Genomic DNA, 20,292 nt, shown 5'->3' on the forward strand with positions numbered 1-20,292 from the left:
CAATGCTGCGCTTTTTTTAACACATAATATTTAGAAGCGCAAGAAAACAACCGTGATAAATGAGCGAGGAGATTAGCTTAGAAACTGTATTTATGGCAGGAATTTACCTTACTGGCTGACCAGTGATGGCGCAGTATTTATTAATTCGAAACACTAACAGCATTCGTAATTAAAAATTAGCGCTTGTGCAAACTAATACTAAATAAGCTACAACCGAATCAATACTACTGTCTGTTATTTTTCATCAAGCTTGTTATTGCTTGATACTTTGCCTAATAACTTCACTTTTCGCATGTGCCGCCGCTTTAACGCGCTTTCCATCAAGTGTCAGTACTTTGCCCGCTTGCATTAGCAGTTTTCCAGACACCATAGAGGTAACCACATCACTGGCGTCAATGGCATAAACAAGATGTGACACAACATCATACATAGGTGCTAATCGTGGGCTATCAAAGGATACTTGGATCATATCGGCACGTTTTCCAGCAACCAATTGCCCGGTCACATCACCAAGACCAATCGCGTCAGCGCCCATGCTAGTGGCCATTTTTAGCGCAGTTAATGCCGGGATAACGGTCGGGTCTTTCATTTCAACCTTATGAATTAACGCGCTTAAGCGCATTTCTTCCCATAGGTCTAAATCATTATTACTTGCCGCGCCATCAGTGCCTAAACCGATACGCACGCCTTGTGCTAACATTTGACTGATCGGTGCAATGCCAGAGGCTAGCTTTAAATTAGAAGTCGGGTTATGAATAACCCCAACGTTATGCTCAACCAGCATGTTTATTTCATCCACATTAGGGTGCACCATATGCGCGGCAATTAAATTTCCTCGCGCCAAGCCTAAATCGACAATATGTTTAACCGGCGTGCTTTTATAACGTGCTTGGATAATATCAGTTTCAGCAGCCGATTCTGCGACATGAATGCTTAAAGGTACTGACATTTTTTGCGCGCTCGCCGCTATTTGCTTTAAATGCTCAGGCGAGACGGTATAAGGTGCGTGGGGGCCAAAACCTGGGGTAATACGCTCATGCTTTCCTTGCCATTGCTCAACAAATGCCACCGCGTCATTAAATGACTGATCCCAGCCAGTCGAGCCCGGTATAGGAAAGTCCAGTGCTACGCCAGTGATGATGGCGCGAAGCCCACAGCTTTGCACCACTTTTGCCGTCACATTGGCGTAAAAATACATATCAACAAAGGTGGTTGTGCCGCTGCGGATCATTTCCCAACAGGCAAGCTCAGATCCGACTTTTATAAAGTCTTCATTAACAACCGTTGACTCAACCGGAAATATATAATCTTGTAACCAAGTCATTAAATCGAGATCATCGGCAAAGCCGCGCAGCAAGGTCATTGGACTATGAGTATGGCCGTTAATTAAGCCCGGCATTAAAATTCGACCTGTACCTAATATTTTTTGCTTAGTGCTATACTTTTTGTCTATTGCAGTGCGCGAGCCAACGGCAACAATATTATTGCCTAAAACCGCTACGGCGCCATCTTTAATGACCGCTTGCTCAGGCATCATAGTGACAACATAATCACCGTAAACAATACTATCGACCTGCACGTCTTTGGCATAGGTTAATGGTATAAAGCCAAGTAACATGCTCAACACACAAAGTGTTTGCTGTAGATATTTATGTGATTTTTTCATCTAGATCTATCCAATTCGAATATGCTTTAGCTAAGGATAAATGACCAGTTTATGCGATAGCATTTTCGATAACACCATTATTTCTTTGCTTAAACTTGAGCGCTAAGATCATAAATAAAATGATACCGTAAAGGATTGCACAGCCAATAAACACAGCAGTTATGCTATTTTTTTCCACCAAAAGACTACTCATATATGGCGCTAACGTGCCGCCAATGCCGCCACATAAATACATAAAGGTCACATGTCGGTAATTCGGCTTTTTAATATAAGACAGGCCCCATGCCATAAATGAATGATAAAGGGCGGCAATCGCTAAACCAAATGCATAAGCAATATAGGAGATGCTGGCAAGTGATTCGATTGCCGTGAAAGTTAGTAAGCTCCCGCATCCTAACATCACCACAAAAATGAGAAATGTTTGCACTTTAATTTTAGCCACGATAAAGGCCGAGAGGATAGAGCCAATTAACGCCGCTAAAAATACTTTCGGAATAATCTCGGCGGCCATATTTTCACTAATGGCAAACTTTTCAACCAGATAATTAGGTAACCAAATAATCGGCGTCAAGCTACAAATAATCGCAAAAAATAATGAAATACCGGCTACGGTAAGACCAATATGCCATTCTGTATTTTTATCTTCAGTTGCCTGAGTATTAGTATCAAAATCAAAGCGGGTAAAGAGTGCAAGAATAACAATCAGTAAGGTCGCTGATGCCACAACGAGGTAACCAATACTCCAGGAAAAATTATTCGCTAGCAAATAGGCAGTTATAAACGGAAATATCATACCGGCTGAATTATATAAGGCATCTTGAGAAACCAATAACGAACCACGCTTTTTAGCGCTCCATATTTCCGTTAAGATAGTACTCGAAGCACAAACACCCAGTCCACAAGCTACCCCCATAATACTGAGTAATAACGGTAAAGTTGTAAAGTCAGGCACAAAGTGCATCCATAGCGCTAACAAAAACACCATTAAGTAACAGCTGATAACCACTAGTTTAACTTTGAAATAGCGAAAAATAGCTAAGGACAAGATATTACCGACTAAAATACCACCAAGGTACCAAGAAAACTGTGATGAAGCTGAAGTTAGCGCAACACCAAACTGCTCTGACATAGGTTTGATCAATAACCCTATTTGCGTACCAAAGCCTGATAAAGTAAAAGAAATAAGTAAACTGATTACAGTTAATGATATTTTGTTTACGGACATACGACTGCTCACATCTCGAATAAATTTAATCAGCTAATAACAGCCTACAATAGTGATAACACACACTTGGTGATGAGTGTTTGTTAAACATAAAGCGGAGAAAATCTCACTAATAAATTGTATTTTCGGTTAATTCACTAGCGTAAAAAATTTTCATCAAAACAATAGTTCACCTGATTTGCATTTGTAACACTGCAATTATTAAATAGCAAGCTAAAGCATCGTATTTATCTGCTAAAAGCATTTCGGCTTTCATTAAACGCCATCACATTGTTGATGATAGCTAACCGAAATCTGCACCGTAATAAATTTTAGTTACCTAACGGGTAACATTGCTCTAACTAACAATAAAAAACTGAGGCAGCGTCTAGTATAGCTTGTAGCTTTTACCTGCAACTAGCATGGGCTAAATAAAGCTATCTTTTGAAAGCACTTGCTGATAATACCACGCCATGTTACAAATGACCACATCATGAACATATGTACAACAGGGTTGCCTCAAACGACGGAGTTTCCTGTTGTCATTTATCGCTCAACAAATCGCCGTCGCAAAATTTTAGGAAAATAAACATGAAATTATTACAAGCAAGCTGGCTGTTGCTGGTCATTAGCACCTTTTATGGTTGCAGTAATGGAGCCAACACTGTTGGGCAAAAAACAAGCACGTTAACGTTAGATGACAATACTCATTTTTGTGAAATCATCTATGCACCACATCCCCACAAAACTGCCGTTAAAGCGATTGGAGCGCAACGGTTAAACAAGACTTTATCATTATCTTTTGCCGATATGGTGTACTTCAGTGAGGCTTTTATGCCCATGACGCAAAGTATAGTTGAATCGGTTATCGCGCAAGATAGTGCAAAAATTGACTTACTCAGTCATGAGGTCATGCTTGGTGGCTATGAAGGTGAGTCGATTCCCTCTGTAGTTATTAAAACCAGATTACATGGCAAAGAAAACGCGCAGACTCTGTTGAAAGTTGCGGCTAAAATTGGCTATATTTATGCGCAAGACAGTGTACTCGTTATTTGTGATGATAATATCGACGGCGCTTTTCAAGCTACAACTTCAATAGAGTTAACAGATCAAGGTAAAGAAACCTTTCTTAATCAAGACAACGCGCCATTGTTATTTGGCATGATGATGGGTGCCCATAACCGTGTCGAAGGTTTAGGTTATAGCTACTATAAAGAGTCAAAAGTATTTTCTACTTTTGTAGACTTAACCACTCAAAGCCAAGAAATGCAGGTGATAAATGATCTTGTTAATTGGTTAGAAAACTTGTCTCATGCTGATATTTCTCTTAAAGTCACGCCTAAACCGATATGGATTTTCTTTCCTCATAATACTTGGAGCACAGATCAACAAGGGCAAGGCTACTATCAATACTTAGATGGTATGCAAAGTAGCGAACAATTATTGGAAAAAAGACAACAGTTTCTCGATAAAATCGATCAAGTGCTAGCAGAATTAGCATAGCTGATGATAAAAATTTCAGGTATTATGCACAATGCCTTATTTTCAAAGGCAATTATAAGCTTTTGTTGATAAGTAATTGAGTAGATTTTGAGGGAATATATGGCAGAGCTAACCAAAAGTGAAACCTTAATCGTTAAAGCCGCATCACTGTATTACATGACTGGACTTACCCAAGAGCAAATTGCCAAGCAATTTGGTGTATCTCGCCCGACGGTGGTACGCATGTTAAAAAAAGCGGTCGACGAAGGTTATGTAGAAATTCGCATGACCAAAAAGTTGCCTCACACCATGGAGCTAGAAACACAACTACAAGCAAAATACGCAGAAAGTCAATTAAATCATATAATTGTGGTTGAAAATGATGGTGATATAGAAGATGCAAAAATTGCCGTTGGTATTGCTGTCGCAGAATACTTAGAGCAGAACCTTAAAAAAGATCACATTTTAGGTATCGGTTGGAGCAGCACCCTAAGCCATATTCCAAAGTATGTTAAAAACCTCAAAGCCTCACCACATCGCGTTGTGCAACTAGGCGGTTATCTTCAAGGGCTGGGCACGGCCAATGCACAAAATATTTCTATACAGCTTGGCAATGTTCTTAATACGCCGGTAGAAACCATTCCTGCGCCGGTATTATTAGAAAACAGTATGGTTTGTCAGGCCCTGCTCAAAGATATTTCAGTCGCCAATACCATGAAGTGGGTCACTAATTGTAATATCGGCCTAGTCGGTATAGGTGTTGCTACTAAACAATCAAGTTTGGTGCAAGCGGGTTATTTAAAAGAAATAGAAGTAGAAGAAGTTAACAAACAAGGGGCTGAAGGCGAAATATTAAGCCATTATTTTGATAAAAACGGCAAAGAACTCGTCACGCCTTGGTCTGAACGCATGGTTTCTGTCGATCTTGAAACCTTAAAAAACATTAATAACCTTATTGGCGTTGCCGCCGGGAAAGACAAAGCTAACGCGGTGAATAGCGTCATTAAAAGTAACATCATTGATACGTTAGTGATCGATGTGGCTTTAGCAGAAGCATTGTATGCACTTACCTTTTAGTTAATTAACAATTAACAGCGTAAACATTATTGTTTTTCACTATTTAAACTTGGTTTAAATTATACGTTATCTGGACCTTATATAGCGTCACTAACCCAGTAAACAGGGCAAGCATAATATTGCTAACACCTTGACTAATAGCTAAATCCTTTAGGTGCTATATGCCAGCAAAGCTGAGTAACTTAGCCTATATCTCAGTAAAGCCGTTCTGTAACTGTAACCTTAACGCAAGCACACCTTGGATATACTCGCTCCTGCTTTGTCGGTAACATGTGATGCTCAACGTGTGCTTGAAGTTGCTCTATTGATTTCAGGATCCGCCCGGCATGCTCGATAAACAGGGTGTGAATTAAGTTAATAAGACCAATTGCACACGTCGTAATACTCAGGTGCTTGGCACAGCGTCTCGGATTTTTTGTGCTATTTTCACCATATAATATAAGAGTAAGTTATAGCTAAACACGATGCCTCATAGCTCTTGCGCTCACATACTTGGCCTTTTACTACGTAGCGTGAAGCTTGTGCTGTTGCTTTTAGCCTGATGAGTTTGTCTTGACGCACTAAAGAGCGAATGACGTCGTACTGAGTGCTTTTTCTCATCGGTTGTAGCCAATGCCGATTTTTTACCTGGCAATGCTAAACCCAGCTTACTGACAATGCTCCAAAGTCGGTCTTCACGATAAAACGACATACAAATGATCGTCCAAACAGCCATTTCAACAGGTAACTTTCTTCGCATTTTAGTCGATACATAAACGGTTTCAGCACATTGTTTGATGAAATCAGGGCATAAGAAGTCACTCAGTTGACCTAAGCCTTCTGAGTTTGGGTTATAGCCATTAGGCTAGAGAAATTGCGGTAATAAGTTGCATTAAAAAAGGCTGCTGAATAAACTCAGCAGCCTTAATAAACTAACCAGCAGATCGACCAATGGCTCGTAAAATATTTCTTAACTGATCGGCATTATGCTTTGGCCCGCTTCATTGTTTAGAAAACTTGGTTATTAACCATTAATGCGCTTTTGTGCCACCGCGGTTAACTCGGTTGAAGAAATAGTGCTAATTAAGCCTTCAACGGTTGCTTTAGGTAATTTTGCTAACATTAAACTTCCGGTTTTAATCGCATTATTGCTACCGGCAAATGCTACTAAGTTTTGGCCGTTACACTTAACATCATCAAATATTTGACGAATTTTTAATTTGTTAGTCTTTAAGAATGAGCGTAAGCGTGATTTATCATCAACAGAAACGTACTCACAAAGCGACAGTGCAACGTTTTGTGCGTGTGATTGTGCAGAATATGCTGACAATAGCAAAGTAATGGCAAGTGCTAATAAGATATTTTTCATGGTGTCCCTTAAAATATTAAAAGTAAAATAATGAAACGAACTCTTAATACTAGGACTAAGTTGCGTTGGAAACCCCGCTGTCGTAGGAATACCCTTAGACCGGTAGTTTTGCGTAGCACCTTTTCAAGTACCTTGCCGTTTCTGCTGGTGGCGCATTATACAGAGAAATACTTGTTAAACAAGGTAACTTTTATAGTTCAATGAAAATAAGCGCTTAGTGGTTGTGGTATTAATTTTATTCGCTATAGCATTAAAGGCGTAAGCTTAGGACATTATTAAACAAGTCCGCTATAATGGCGGCTTAGGTTTTATTATTATAGGTCTGTCATGACTCAAGTTATTCCGCGTGTCGATGTTTCCACGCAACCTATAGAGCTTTGTAAGCTTTTAAAAATCGCTAATATGGTTGGCGGGGGTGGCGAAGCGAAAATCGTCATCAGCGAAGGCTATGTGTTGTTAAATAATCAAGTCGAATTTCAAAAACGAAAAAAAATCTATCACGATGATATTATAGAATTCAACGGTGAAGTCATTCAGGTTAACTATATTGAACAAAAAACGATTGAGCCCAGCAAAGCCCTGCACAAGGTAGCGAAAAAAAAGATAACAGCTAAAAATCCCAAAAACTCAGGGAAACAAGCTATTTCACACGACAGCACAGCGCCGAAAGCCGCTAAACGTAAACCTATTTCCTTTTAAGTTGCTATGTTTTGTTGTCAACGCTTATATTCTTGGTGCTAAACCGGTAAAGGTGAGTGTTTTTAAAAAGTAGTGGTTATTTTTAACGCCACAGCGCATTTAAACCTTTTGCCCCTGAAACTGCCCTGATAGAATAACACCATATTTATAACTCCCTTACTAATGGAATTTTTGCTCAATGCGTACCAGTCAATATTTACTTTCAACTTTGAAAGAAACCCCTGCTAGCGCTGAAGTTATCAGTCATCAATTAATGTTACGCGCGGGTCTAGTGCGCAATGTCGCTTCAGGCTTATATACATGGTTGCCCACTGGCTTAAAAGTATTACGCAAAGTTGAAAATATAGTGCGCGAAGAAATGCAGCGCGCGGGTGCGTTAGAAGTGTTAATGCCTATGGTGCAGCCGGCCGACTTATGGCAAGAATCAGGTCGTTTAGACGATTACGGTCCTGAGTTACTACGCTTAAATGACCGTCATATGCGCCCGTTTGTTTTAGGCCCTACTCACGAAGAAGTGATCACTAAACTGATTGCCAATGAAATCAGTAGTTACAAGCAACTGCCTTTAAATGTATTTCAAATTCAAACCAAGTTTCGAGATGAAATTCGCCCGCGCTTTGGTGTTATGCGTGGCCGTGAATTTTTAATGAAAGATGCTTATTCGTTTCACTTAGGCGAAGACTGTTTGAAAAAAACCTACCAAGTAATGTTCGATGCATACTGCCGAATTTTCGATCGCTTAGGGTTAGATTATCGTCCCGTTATTGCCGACACTGGCTCAATTGGGGGTGACGCATCACATGAATTTCATGTATTAGCTGACTCCGGCGAAGATGATATTGCCTTTAGTGATGTCAGCGACTTTGCCGCAAATGTTGAAAAAGCCGAAGCGCTAGCGCCGGCAGGCGAACGCCCAACGCCAAAAGCAGCACTAACTGAAGTGGCAACACCAAATGTGCGCAGCATTGAAGATGTCGCCGCTTTCTTAAAAGTAGAGAGCAGCAAAACCGTAAAGACTTTGTTGGTACAAGGTATCGCAACTGACGACAATCAAGCACCTATTGTCGCCTTGGTGTTGCGCGGTGATCATCAACTAAATGAAGTTAAAGCAGAAAACTTGCCACAAGTCGCAGCGCCATTAACCTTTGCTACTGAGCAACAGTTACTAGACGAAATAGGCTGTCATGCAGGTTCAATCGGCCCTGTTGGCTTATCGGTTGAAGTTATCGTTGATCGCAGTGCCGCGCACTTAGCCGACTTTGTTTGTGGCGCCAATAAAGATGATGTGCACTATAGTGGTGCAAACTGGGACCGTGATGCTAAAAACTATAGCATTGCTGACATTCGTAACGTGGTCGCAGGTGATCCTAGCCCATGTGGAGAAGGCAAGATTGTCATTAAACGCGGTGTCGAAGTCGGCCATATTTTCCAACTCGGTGAAAAATATGCCCAAGCAATGAATTGTGGCGTATTAACGGAAGCGGGTAAAAACCAAACCTTAACTATGGGTTGTTACGGTATTGGTGTGTCGCGCATAGTTGCGGCTGCAATTGAACAAAACCACGATAAGTATGGTATAAAATGGCCGGCCGCTATTGCGCCATTTCAGGTGGCGATTGTACCAATGAACATGGCCAAGTCGGCGCGCGTACAAGAAACCGCAGAGCACTTATATCAACAACTACAAACGGCTGGTATTGACGTTATATTTGATGATCGCAAAGAGCGCCCCGGTGTGATGTTTGCCGATCATGAATTAATTGGCACACCGCTGTTATTAGTGATCGGTGAACGTAACTTAGACAAGCAAGAAATAGAAGTGAAAAATCGCATTAGCGGCGAAAAGTCTCTACTGGCGATTAGCGATGTAATGTCACTATTTACGAAATAATCTAGCGCTAATTATCCCGAATTAACAATGGCTTTGCACAACTTGCAAGGCCATTTTTTTTAGAGTTCCATTTGTTATAGGTTAATAATCACAATTGTCCCAATAAACAACACGGTCAAACAAGTGCGCTATATTGTTTGATAAAGCTTTAAAGGTGGTAATGGTTTGGCTATCTACATGAAAACACTGCCAAACAAATTGGTGGCAATTATTATCAAATAAATGATAGTCACGCACCTGATAAATTTGTGCAATGGCAAGCTCTGCTGCTTTCTCACTCGCTAACGGCTGAGCTAATGAATCACAAGCAATAAATATTTTCTCACCTGAGCGGTGCTTAGTAAAACGTTGTGCCGATACGGCTTTAACTAAGCCGTTTCCGTCAACTTCAACTATCGTATTATCGCCAATCCAAATACCGGTATGCTCTAAAACACCACCAATACCACAACAAACAATTGCCCCTACACATGGCTGAACCCCTTGCTCTGTAATGAGTAGCTCTGTTGGATAGCTCGCAATCTTTGGCTCATGTGCTTTTAAATCGGATAAAGTTTTTGCCGAGCGATATTGCAAACGCTGGCGTTGCTGCGCCTTGCGATCATCTGCAAGACCTTTTACTGCTATTGCCGAGGCGGCAGCAACTCCTAACCATAATAAAGGTAACGGCATCAGGTTATCTCCTGTGTCTGAGCAATCGCAAAACACTAGCTTGGTGATATTGCTTAAATTTTGTTCTTAATAACAAGATGCTGTAAATATTCGCGTTTTGCTATAAAAAAGTTGCAAGTAAGTGTTTCAAAGTCAGCCATTATTAGTAACAATGACCGCACGCCATGATGTAGCTCGCCTTGCGAATGCCTTAACTGACCAATTATTGATAAGATCACCACTATGAAAACAATCAACAAGTCTTCAAAATTAAAAAATGTTTGCTATGAAATACGCGGTCAAGTTGCGGCCGAAGCCAAGCGTTTAGAAGATGAAGGCCATAAAATTCTTAAGCTCAATATTGGCAACCCAGCACCATTTGGTTTTGAAGCGCCTGATGATATTTTAAAAGATGTTATTCACAACTTACCAACCGCGCAAGGCTACTGTGAATCTAAAGGCATTTACCCTGCCCGTGTCGCCGTGATGCAATATTTTCAACAGCAAGGCATTTTAGATGTCAGCGTTGATGATATTTATATTGGCAACGGTGTCAGTGAGCTGATTGTGATGGCAATGCAAGGCTTACTAAACAATGATGATGAAGTACTCATTCCTGCACCCGATTACCCATTGTGGACGGCAGCTGTTGCACTTTCAGGTGGCGAGCCGGTGCATTACCAATGTGATGAAGACAACCATTGGTATCCAAATCTCGATGATATGGCAAAAAAAATCACGAATAAAACCAAAGCCATTGTTTTGATCAATCCTAATAACCCCACTGGCGCTGTTTATAGTGAAGCTATTTTACAAGGCATTATTGCTCTAGCGCGCGAGCACAACTTAATTATCTTTAGCGACGAAATATACGATAAAATTCTCTATCAGCAAGCACAGCATATTCCCACCGCAAAACTGGCCAACGATGTGTTAATTATCACCATGGGTGGGTTATCAAAAAACTACCGTATTGCTGGTTTTCGTGCTGGTTGGATGGTTATCACCGGCCCGAAACTCCATGCTGAAGATTACCTAGAGGGGTTAAACATATTAGCTTCTATGCGTTTATGCGCCAATGTGCCGTGCCAACATGCAATTCAAACTGCTTTAGGTGGCTATCAAAGTATTAACGAACTGATACAAGCAGATGGCCGATTATTAAAGCAACGCGACTTGGCCTATAAGATGATCAATAGTATTGATGGCTTATCCTGTAACCCCGCCATGGGCGCATTATATTTATTTGTTAAAGTTGACCAAGAAAAATTTAACATCAAAGATGATGAAAAAATGATCTTAGACTTACTCAAACAAGAAAAAATACTGCTAGTGCATGGTCGTGCGTTTAATATCAAGCAAAATAATTATTTTCGCTTAGTTTTTCTGCCCCATGTTGACGAGTTAAAACCCGCTTTAGAGCGACTGGCAAATTTTTTTAGTACCTATCGCCAATAACTTCACAACTACTTAAAAAAATAAGGTTTTACAATGCAAAGTACCTTTCTCGCTTGGCTGTTTAGAATGCCACTGATCAAACGTTGGTCGTTAATGTTTTGTGTCAAACCAGAAAATGTTGCCGAGCATTCACATCAAGTGGCCATTGTTGCCCACTTGTTAGCTGTGATTAAAAATCAAAAATTTGCCGGTAAACTTAATGCCGACAAAGTTGCCACCGTGGCACTTTACCACGAAGCTAGCGAAACTCGCTTTGGCGATATTGTCAGCCCGACTAAGTATGCAAACGCAGAAATTGCCCGCGAATTTAAAAAGATTGAATATTTAGCTGAAAAACAATGCCTCGAATCTTTACCTACTGAATTTCAGGCCCTATTTACTGACATTATTGTGCAAGATAATGTCGACCAAGAATATAAGCAAATCGTTAAGGCCGCTGATATATTAGTAGCATATATCAAGGCGCTTGATGAATTAAATCATCAAAATCATGAGTTTGATCACGTTAAAGAGCGCTTAGAGTTAAAACTAAATAGCTTAAAACAGCAAATGCCTGAAGTAGAATATTTTATGAGTACCTTTATCAGCGCTTGCTCAGCAACCGTCGACAAACTCAACGAAGTTCATACAACGACTAACTCACCTTAGTAACCAAGTATGAATTAAACCCAGTGCTACAGACCTTGAAATTACTATTTTAAACCTTAAGCTTTAGCACCAAATAATAAATAAATGACCGAATTATCATGCTAAAACATCTAGGCTTTTTGTTAAACGTTTGCGCTATTGCGTTGTTCATTCCTGGCATACTGTTACCCATGTTTTCACTCAATATGGCAATGACCATTGATGCCAGTGGTGTGGCAATGTCCAACAACCTGATTGATAAAAACTTGTCACTATTACAAACCATTCAAGAGTTATGGCAAGATGAGCGCCTACTAGTGGCACTATTAATTTTTATCTTTTCGATATGTATTCCTATGGTTAAATTTTTATTACTCTGTGTTGCTTATTTAACACGCCAAGCAAAATTGGCAAGCCGGATCCATCGATTCATTAGCATGATTGGTAAATGGTCAATGGCCGATGTTTTTGTGGTAGCTATTTTTCTAGCTGTGTTATCAACCAATCACGCCGAAACCGCCTCCCCTCAACAATTAGCTTTATTTGGCTTTAAGCTAAATTTTATAGTCAGTAGTGAAACAATATCAGCCTTAGGGGCGGGGTTTTACTACTTTACGGGTTACTGTTTATTAGCACTTTTTGGGACAACATTAAGTAGCTTTAATGCTCATAAAACATCTAATTAGCGCTAATATCTTCAGATAGCTTATATTTTGCCAATAACTTTACTTTGGTAGATAAAAACGCAAACTAGGGTTAAAAATAGGCAAATTACTTCTATACTAGTATGACCAAATTAATTGATGCTAGCTTTTTGATATTACACAGCTATTAGCGGAGTACTTTATGGATCGTTCAGCGCACGATATGGCCGGCTTATTTGCTCAATTGGGCTTAAAAAACAGTGACAAAGATATAGAAGCGTTTATTGCTAGCCATCGCGGCATATTAAAAAAACAAACACTTGTTTCTGCGCCTTTTTGGAGTGTCAGTCAAGCTCAATTTATCCAAGAAGCCATTCAGTTAGACTCAGACTGGAGTGAAGTGGTTGACACCTTAGATGCCTTATTGCGAGCCTAACTAAATGAAGCGGTTATAACTATCAAGCCCTCTGATGACGGAAAAAATTAGCACGAAAATAACGCGATTAACCCAGCTTTATTTTGCCAATCTAAGCTGTCCAAGCTTAAAGTTTAGCTAATAACTGCCACTAACGGATAAGTATTTGTCACAGTGCGTGATGTTGCTTCCCAACAAATAACAGCTGTAAATATGCCATGGTTAAACATAAAAAAGGGCCGTTAAAGGCCCTTTTCCAATAATACATGTGCACGGTTAATTTATCCGTTACTAGAAAGCTTCTTTAAAGGATAAACCGGCTTCCATAACCTCAAATATCTTTTGCAAAGTATCAGCAGATAAGGCCACACCTTGCTCATCATATAAAGTTACAATTGAGCGACCTTCATTAGCCGTTACCTGAAATTGATATTTACCATTGCTTAAATCAATAACGGGAGGATTTTCACCCCAAATACTTTGCCAGAAACTGGCTTCAGGCCGCTGATAGTCAACATAATAAATTTTTGTTGATTCATTTAGATCGCTGATAGTAAAGCCGTGATCTTCAAAAAATAATGGCAAATTGGCCCACAATAAGTCCGCATCAATCTCAACGATATATGCGGCTTCGCCAGCACTATTTTCACCTAAATTAACAAACAGTTGGTTGGCTCGCATCAAGCGGTTTTCTTGCTGTTTTAAACGGTATTGATAATCAACTTGTGCAATAACTTCGTTGAGCATGTTCATTTCGGCACGCTGTTGGTCAATGATATCAATATCTTTGCTAGTCCCTGCTTGCTGGCCTTTTTGATAATCAATAAGCTCGACGGCTAATGCGACACTGCGACCGTGCGCTTTGCTTTCAAGTGTAAAACGAAAACGCATGCTTTCTATGCGCACCATATCTTTAAATGGCCAAGTCCCTATTTCCGCGTCATGATGGTACCAGTCTGACTCATAAACAAAGCCTTCGCTATCCACTTGGCGCAGTTCAACATTGTCTGACGCTAATTGGCTTTTCATGGCTTGGCTAATAAAGGTTTTTAAATCTTCGTTATCCAGTACTTGGTCAAACCAAACTCGCGCTGCTGCTGAGTTGTTTTCTGCTCTTGTTGACGCAGCAATCGGCAATACCAAAGATGGTGCGCGTACGTCTACATCGGCGCCAATGGGTCCTTGATGGTTTATCTGATCGCTAACAAAGTAAGTGTCTGATGTTTTTGGTTTTTGCAGCCCTGCGGGGATCTTTAGCGCTGGCGCTTGTTGCTGTTGCGCGTAATCAAAATCGCCTACCGCTCGCTTATTATTGACGGCGCTGCAACCTGTAATAGCAACACTTAATAATGAAAAATATAATATTTTGCGATTCATTAACACTCCCAAGGATACAAATCTGAATCTTATCAATTTAATTTTGCTTGTTTAATTTTTATCGTTAGCACCATGCGCTTAAATAACTGAATAAACCATCGTGATAACGTGCAAGCTGTTCTTAATAATAACGCTGTTTGATTAGTGAATTTAGGTGAAAGTTCCCTGCATCATCTGATTTAATTTTCCTACACCTAAAAGGCGCAACATTAGCTTAAATACAGCAGCGCACCATGGTACTTGCCTGAAAATGCAAACACAAGAAAATGCGCGATATTTCTCATTTAAATGCTGGAACTTGCACGAATTTTCACCACGCGTTTTTCCTGCTAATTTACCGAAAAATCCTTAACGATGGCAAATTAGCTTTACTGCCCAGTGATGCGTTACAATAGCGCTTTATTTTTTGATAGTTAGGTTTATTGATGAGCGAATATTTAATATTAACGGCTATGGGGCCAGATCGCACAGGCAGTGTCAGTGACTTAATCAAGCTAGCCAGTGAATGCGACTGTAACATTATTGACAGCAAAATGGCGCTATATGGTGTAGATTTTACCTTAATTATGTTACTTAACGGTACCAACAAAGCCATTCATCACTTAGAGTCTAAGTTGCCTGCGGTAGCACATGAGTTAGAGCTTATTACCATGATGAAGCGCACCACTGGCTATAAAGAGCAAGACTTTGTTCATCATTACCAGGTGGAGTATGCCGGTATAGACCAACCCGGCATACTAAAAGCCGTTACCGCATTTTTTGCCACCCGTAATATTGATATCTCTTCGTTAAAGTCGGAAATTAATCAAAAAGATAACCACATGAGCGCAGCAATACAAATTGCGCTGATGGAAGAAACCAGTATCGAGCAACTTGAGAGTGATTTTTTACAATTATGTGAGCAATTTGACGTGCAAGGCTGCATAAAAAAAATTCAAACCAATTTATTTTAGCAGCGCGATATAAAAGTACTAGTTATTCGCGACACGGCGTTTTTTTTTAACACCTTTACCAAAGTGAAAGCTCACGCTGGCAGGTTTTTATAATAAAACATATCGTTTACGTTTAATGCAAAAGCGTAAGTTGCGCTGGCCGAGCAGGTCAAAAGCATTCAACAGCTGATCAACAAAAGGAAAAACATTATGGCAATCGAAGTTGGCCAAGTAGCCCCTGACTTTACCCTCTTAGATCAAAACTCTAACCCTGTAACCTTATCTGAATTTAAAGGTAAAAAGGTGTTGGTTTATTTTTACCCACGCGCAAGCACACCAGGTTGCACTGTACAAGCGCAAGGGTTACGAGACACTAAGGCTGAGTTAGATGCACTGAATGTGGTTGTGCTGGGTATTAGCCCTGATACCCCAAAAAAACTCACAAACTTTACAAATAAGCAAGAGCTTAACTTTACCTTACTGGCAGATGAAGACCATCTTGTTTGTGAGAAGTACCAGGTTTGGCAGTTGAAAAAGTTCATGGGCCGAGAAAATATGGGAGTAGTTCGCACTAGCTTCCTTGTTGATGAAAGTGGCAATATTGAGCATGTATTCAACAAGTTTAAAACCAAAAATCATCATGAAGTGGTATTAGATTTTTTACAAAGCCAGTAATGGCTTTAACGTTACGCATAGATAAACCAATAGCTGAGCTAGCATTGGCTGCGGATTTACCACTTAGTTTGATTATGCTACAAGTGGCTGTAAATAGAGTTAGACGACCTAAACGGGCGAGTTGATAAGTCCGTTGTCGATAAAACGCCACCAAGTAAAGTCAGCGACTGTCCGTTAAAAAATGCCCCAAAAGGCTTAACAAAAAACTGTTAAGCCTTTTTATTGCAGCACGTTATGGCAAGCTAAATCAAGCAAGGCTAGTGACTTGTACCCTTTTCATAGTTGATTTTATTATAAACGTTATATTTGCCTGACGGCTTTTTCATAGGTAAACGTTTAACTTCTGTCAAGGTGTTGGCGTCATAGACTATTAATGCGCCATCATTATCCCAAATGCTGAGCAGCACATATTGACCATCTTTGGTAAATTCGACGTGAGCGGCGGTTTTACCCGGCACAGGCGTCAAGGTTTTTACTATCTCTAAGGTGCTTTTATTAATCACATGCACTTTATCTTTGTTAGGGCCAAAAAATACGTCAACCCAAGCATAAGGCGAGTTACTGTGGCTGCGCATAAAAAAGCCCGGCCCTAGGGTTTCAATTTCTTTGATCACTTGCCAACTGTGCATGTCAATGACTGAAACTCGCCCTTCTTTGATATTAGGTGACGCAAAAACGCTTTTACCTTGATAGTCCCAAGTAATACCAGAGCCTAAATGCGGCATGCCTGCCATGGCAATAGTGGCAACTTTTTTCTTGGCGTCTAAATTAATCACCTGACCGTTATGGCTGTCACGAGACGCGCCGATCAAATGAATATATTCAGGGTCAAAAAAGAAGTCATCTAAAAAGTCAGCGGTGCGAATACGCCGTATCGGAAAACTTTCTGTTACTTGCCAATCTTCAACTTTACCTTCGCCGCTATCTTTACGGTAATCGTGCGCCCAGCCCTTATAAACCTCAACACCGCCTTCAGCGCTATAAGGAATTTCCCACACTTCTTTGACATCTTTTAATGCGACAATAAAGCTATGACGTGGTGGCGCATTATAAACAGCGCTTACCCGTGAGCTGACGCCTTCACTGTCAATCGTGGCGATAGTTTTGATCGGCGATAAGTCTTTGGTGTCTAAAATCACAATATTATGTGGTAGATAGTTACCGACAATGGCGTATTTACCGTCTGATGATACCGCGAGGTTTCGCGTATTTATGCCGGCACGCACTTCTGAAACGATTTTCATATTATAAATATCGTATTTACTTATCCAGCCATCACGAGAAGCAAAATAGACATAACGCCCATCAGGGGAGTACTTTGGCCCGCCATGCAAAGCATAGCGAGTTTTAAAGCGTGTTATTGGCGTGAAGGTATCGCCATTTAATAACGTCGCGGAATGATCGCCAAGCTCAACGACAATAAATAAATTCATTAAATCAGCGGAAAATAATGGTTTATTACCAAGTTTACTCTGCTGATAATGCTGAATGTTACTGGCTTTAATATCTGCCAAAGACCATTGCGGTTGCTCTTTAGGTTGAGTGTAAATGTAGTCAACTAGTTGCTGCGTTTGTGCGCTATTAAGTTGCTCACTAAAGCCGGGCATTTGCGTGGCAGGTCGACCATATTGAATAACATCAATGGCTTTATTTTTCCGCAAGCGTGATAAGTTTTCTGGAAATAAAGCGGGCCCCATAGCTCCCATACGATCAACGCCATGGCAACTTTGACAGTGTTGTTGATAAAGTTGTTTAGCATGGGTGTTTGTTGCGCCATTGCGTAGCGTGACTACGTCATTGTTTGACGCTAGGCTTGCACTTGTTGGGACAAGTAATAACGACATCAGCAAGCCTGACTTAAGCGCACCACATAACCGTTTTGCTGGTTTGATCTTGGTTTTCATAAAATATTACACCTGACAAATAATTCTAAGCTGAAAACTAGTGCGGTTTAATTAACCCACTTTTGCCGCGAGTTGCATTTGTGCTTGATAATGCGCAGCATCTAAAAATCCAGGCTTAGTCAAGGTGGTATCGGTCAACTGATTAACCACATCACCAATAATAATCAGGGTTGGTGGCGTGATTTTATGTTGCTCAACTAGCGCTGACAGTGAAGCAATATCGCCGCGAAAAATTTGCTGCTCAGGTTGTGTCCCCTTGCGGATCAGCGCTGCTGGTGTCTTGGCATCGCGACCGTGTTTGATCAATTGCTCAGTTATGCTTGCTAAGGTGTTAATTCCCATATAAAACACCACGGTTTGGCTGCTGCAACTTAAGCTTTGCCAAGGTAAGTTTAATTGTCCATCATTTTGCATGTGACCCGTAATAAAGGTACAACCTTGCGCTACGCCTCGGTGTGTTAATGGGATACCGGCATAGGTGGTGCAACCTGACGCTGCAGTAATGCCTGGGCATAGGTGGCAACTTACCCCATGTTGCAGCAAAAACTCGGCTTCTTCACCGCCACGCCCGAAGATAAAGGGGTCACCACCTTTGAGCCTAAGCACCTTTTTGCCTTGTTGTGCATATTGCACCAGTAATTCATTTATTTTGCCTTGCGGTACACAATGTTTAGCCTGCTCTTTGCCCACATAAAAACGTTCGCAATCGGCGGGTAACAACGCCATGATTTCGTCACTGACTAAGCGATCATAAATTGCCACGTCTGCTTGCTCAATAAAGCGCAAAGCACGAATAGTAAGTAACTCAGGGTCGCCAGGGCCAGCGCCAACAAGCGCAACTTCACCTGGTGCTAAGTGTGCTTGTCGTTTCATGTTTTGTAATACGCTTGCGCTATTTTGATTTATATTTGTTAACTGGTTCATGTCTAGACTACCTTAAGGCTCTTTATTCCATTATAGAATTAAAACCTTCAACCTTATAAAATTTTATTTAAATAACTTAGTCATAATTGAGCTAAGTTTGTTTACTGTGCTAACTTGCGCTACAGCGCTACGCATGGAATATGCTCAGCGGATTGTTGTTTTGTCTCGACGCCTATTTCCGCGTCGGTTAAGTAACAACCTGGGTCTTCGGCCCAAACATCGCCGGTTTGTGCAAACGCGCGGGTGCGGGTATTGCCACCACAAATGGCTAAATATTGGCAAGCCCGACAACGCCCTTTTACTGGCCTTGGCTGCTCTCTAAAACCGAGCATGAGAGGATCTTGCGTGTTTTTCCATATTTCAGAAAACTTGTCATTTTTTACATTGCCAAGTGCGTGCCCCCACCAATAAGTATCGGGGTGAATTGTGCCCGTGTTATCAATATTCGCGACGTTAACGCCACTGGCGTTCCCCCCCCAATTGATTAAGCGCTGCTCTAAATTTGCGATGCGCCCAGCGTATTTATCGCCAAATTCGCGCTTAACCCATTGCAACAGAAACGGACCATCAGCATCATTATTACCCGTCACAAAATCCGTCTCTATTCCTTGAGTAATGTGTGACCAAGCGCGTTGAAATAGCATTTCCATTGCCGCTTTAGTCATTTTAAACATGGCATCGTTTTCGGCGCTGCGCTTACCACGACCAGAGTAATTTAAATGGGACAAATAAAACTTATCGACTTTTTTCTCTTCCATTAAATCCAGTACTTTCGGCAAGTCGGCAAAATTATCACGAGTTAAACATAAGCGCATGCCAATTTTAATGCCGGCGGCTTTACATAAATCAATGGCTTTCATCGACTCTTGAAAACAGCCTTTTTGGCGACGAAACTCATCATGAAAATCTTCTAAACCGTCAATACTGATGCCAACGTATTGATAATCAGCGGCTTTTATTTGCTCGATATTATCTTCATTGATTAAGGTACCATTGGTCGATAATGCAACATAAAAGCCTTTTGCTTTTGCGTAGGCGGTAATTTCGAAAATATCAGGCCGTAATAAGGGTTCGCCACCTGAAAATATTAATACCGGCACTTGCGCTACTTTTAAATCATCAATGGTGGCTTTTACTTGCGCTGTGCTTAACTCGTCTTTGAAGTCAATATCTAGCGACGTTGAATAACAATGCTGGCAACGGAGATTACAGCGGCGGATCAAGTTCCAAATAACCACAGGGCCTGGCATTTTATGAGCTTTATTTGCCGGTAAGTCTTGGTGAAATGTTTTTAATAGTTGTGAAATTCTAAACATCT

At 40.8% G+C, this 20,292-nt stretch carries 19 protein-coding genes and 1 riboswitch; of the genes, 10 read left to right on the forward strand and 9 right to left on the reverse strand.

What is annotated here, in order from left to right; all coding sequences use genetic code 11:
* Nucleotides 1-253 precede the first annotated feature (253 nt).
* Both B6K83_RS09110 and tsgA read right to left on the reverse strand, forming a co-directional pair.
* On the reverse strand, nt 254-1,666 hold the full coding sequence (locus B6K83_RS09110) for an amidohydrolase family protein (protein ID WP_085284613.1): 1,413 nt from the start codon (nt 1,664-1,666) through the stop codon (nt 254-256).
* Between the two features lie 49 nt (nt 1,667-1,715).
* Nucleotides 1,716-2,891, reverse strand: coding sequence for an MFS transporter TsgA (tsgA, locus tag B6K83_RS09115; protein WP_085284614.1), 1,176 nt, complete (start codon nt 2,889-2,891; stop codon nt 1,716-1,718).
* 570 nt (nt 2,892-3,461) lie between these two features.
* Here tsgA and B6K83_RS09120 point away from each other — a divergent pair.
* Entirely contained in the window at nt 3,462-4,373 is a 912-nt protein-coding gene (locus tag B6K83_RS09120) for a hypothetical protein (RefSeq protein WP_085284615.1), read from the forward strand.
* 99 nt (nt 4,374-4,472) lie between these two features.
* A complete protein-coding gene (locus B6K83_RS09125; protein WP_085284616.1) occupies nt 4,473-5,429 on the forward strand; it encodes a sugar-binding transcriptional regulator in 957 nt (318 codons plus the stop codon).
* Nucleotides 5,430-5,913: 484 nt separating this feature from the next.
* Here B6K83_RS09125 and B6K83_RS18710 read toward each other — a convergent pair whose 3' ends face one another.
* Nucleotides 5,914-6,234, reverse strand: a complete 321-nt coding sequence (locus B6K83_RS18710) for a transposase domain-containing protein (protein ID WP_101706240.1) — start codon at nt 6,232-6,234, stop codon at nt 5,914-5,916.
* A gap of 198 nt (nt 6,235-6,432) precedes the next feature.
* Nucleotides 6,433-6,777: a DUF3718 domain-containing protein gene (locus tag B6K83_RS09135; RefSeq protein ID WP_085284617.1), complete on the reverse strand. Its 345-nt coding sequence runs from the start codon at nt 6,775-6,777 to the stop codon at nt 6,433-6,435.
* A 64-nt stretch (nt 6,778-6,841) separates the two neighbouring features.
* A riboswitch (cyclic di-GMP riboswitch) is annotated at nt 6,842-6,924 on the reverse strand.
* A 180-nt stretch (nt 6,925-7,104) separates the two neighbouring features.
* Between B6K83_RS09135 and B6K83_RS09140 the strand changes: the two genes are divergently transcribed.
* Complete coding sequence (locus B6K83_RS09140) at nt 7,105-7,476, forward strand: RNA-binding S4 domain-containing protein (protein ID WP_085284618.1); 372 nt, start codon at nt 7,105-7,107, stop codon at nt 7,474-7,476.
* 178 nt (nt 7,477-7,654) lie between these two features.
* Entirely contained in the window at nt 7,655-9,367 is a 1,713-nt protein-coding gene (locus tag B6K83_RS09145) for a proline--tRNA ligase (protein ID WP_085284619.1), read from the forward strand.
* An 81-nt stretch (nt 9,368-9,448) separates the two neighbouring features.
* On the opposite strand, the gene B6K83_RS09150 is transcribed toward B6K83_RS09145, so the two are convergent.
* The gene (locus tag B6K83_RS09150) at nt 9,449-10,039 is read right to left on the reverse strand and encodes a C40 family peptidase (RefSeq protein ID WP_085284620.1); all 591 of its coding nucleotides are present in this window, start codon (nt 10,037-10,039) and stop codon (nt 9,449-9,451) included.
* 222 nt (nt 10,040-10,261) lie between these two features.
* Here B6K83_RS09150 and B6K83_RS09160 point away from each other — a divergent pair, with 222 nt between their 5' ends.
* The 4 genes from B6K83_RS09160 to B6K83_RS09175 all read left to right on the forward strand — a co-directional run bounded on the left by B6K83_RS09160 (nt 10,262) and on the right by B6K83_RS09175 (nt 13,183).
* Complete coding sequence (locus B6K83_RS09160; protein ID WP_085284622.1) at nt 10,262-11,476, forward strand: pyridoxal phosphate-dependent aminotransferase; 1,215 nt, start codon at nt 10,262-10,264, stop codon at nt 11,474-11,476.
* A gap of 33 nt (nt 11,477-11,509) precedes the next feature.
* The gene (gene yfbR, locus B6K83_RS09165; protein ID WP_085284623.1) at nt 11,510-12,124 is read left to right on the forward strand and encodes a 5'-deoxynucleotidase; all 615 of its coding nucleotides are present in this window, start codon (nt 11,510-11,512) and stop codon (nt 12,122-12,124) included.
* 98 nt (nt 12,125-12,222) lie between these two features.
* Nucleotides 12,223-12,789 carry a paraquat-inducible protein A gene (locus B6K83_RS09170; RefSeq protein ID WP_085284624.1) on the forward strand — a complete coding sequence of 189 codons (567 nt, stop codon included), beginning with the start codon at nt 12,223-12,225 and terminating at the stop codon, nt 12,787-12,789.
* A gap of 160 nt (nt 12,790-12,949) precedes the next feature.
* Nucleotides 12,950-13,183, forward strand: a complete 234-nt coding sequence (locus B6K83_RS09175; protein ID WP_085284625.1) for a DUF2789 family protein — start codon at nt 12,950-12,952, stop codon at nt 13,181-13,183.
* Between the two features lie 270 nt (nt 13,184-13,453).
* Here the strand turns inward: B6K83_RS09175 and bamC are convergent, their stop codons facing one another.
* Nucleotides 13,454-14,539: an outer membrane protein assembly factor BamC gene (gene bamC / locus B6K83_RS09180; RefSeq protein WP_085284626.1), complete on the reverse strand. Its 1,086-nt coding sequence runs from the start codon at nt 14,537-14,539 to the stop codon at nt 13,454-13,456.
* 425 nt (nt 14,540-14,964) lie between these two features.
* On the opposite strand from bamC, the gene B6K83_RS09185 reads away from it, so the two are divergent.
* Both B6K83_RS09185 and bcp read left to right on the forward strand, forming a co-directional pair.
* Nucleotides 14,965-15,492 carry a glycine cleavage system protein R gene (locus tag B6K83_RS09185; protein WP_085284627.1) on the forward strand — a complete coding sequence of 176 codons (528 nt, stop codon included), beginning with the start codon at nt 14,965-14,967 and terminating at the stop codon, nt 15,490-15,492.
* Between the two features lie 186 nt (nt 15,493-15,678).
* Nucleotides 15,679-16,146 (forward strand): thioredoxin-dependent thiol peroxidase, encoded by a 468-nt coding sequence (bcp, locus tag B6K83_RS09190; protein WP_408607204.1) that lies wholly within the window; start codon nt 15,679-15,681, stop codon nt 16,144-16,146.
* A gap of 257 nt (nt 16,147-16,403) precedes the next feature.
* On the opposite strand, the gene B6K83_RS09195 is transcribed toward bcp, so the two are convergent.
* From B6K83_RS09195 to nirJ, 3 genes are all read right to left on the reverse strand, one after another.
* Nucleotides 16,404-18,050, reverse strand: coding sequence for a cytochrome D1 domain-containing protein (locus tag B6K83_RS09195; protein ID WP_269844011.1), 1,647 nt, complete (start codon nt 18,048-18,050; stop codon nt 16,404-16,406).
* Between the two features lie 51 nt (nt 18,051-18,101).
* The gene (gene cobA / locus B6K83_RS09200) at nt 18,102-18,974 is read right to left on the reverse strand and encodes a uroporphyrinogen-III C-methyltransferase (RefSeq protein WP_085284629.1); all 873 of its coding nucleotides are present in this window, start codon (nt 18,972-18,974) and stop codon (nt 18,102-18,104) included.
* Between the two features lie 119 nt (nt 18,975-19,093).
* Nucleotides 19,094-20,290 (reverse strand): heme d1 biosynthesis radical SAM protein NirJ, encoded by a 1,197-nt coding sequence (gene nirJ, locus B6K83_RS09205; RefSeq protein ID WP_085284630.1) that lies wholly within the window; start codon nt 20,288-20,290, stop codon nt 19,094-19,096.
* Between the last annotated feature and the right edge of the window lie 2 nt (nt 20,291-20,292).

The sequence above is a fragment of the Colwellia chukchiensis genome (genome assembly GCF_002104455.1).
Classification (GTDB): Bacteria; Pseudomonadota; Gammaproteobacteria; order Enterobacterales; family Alteromonadaceae; genus Cognaticolwellia; species Cognaticolwellia chukchiensis.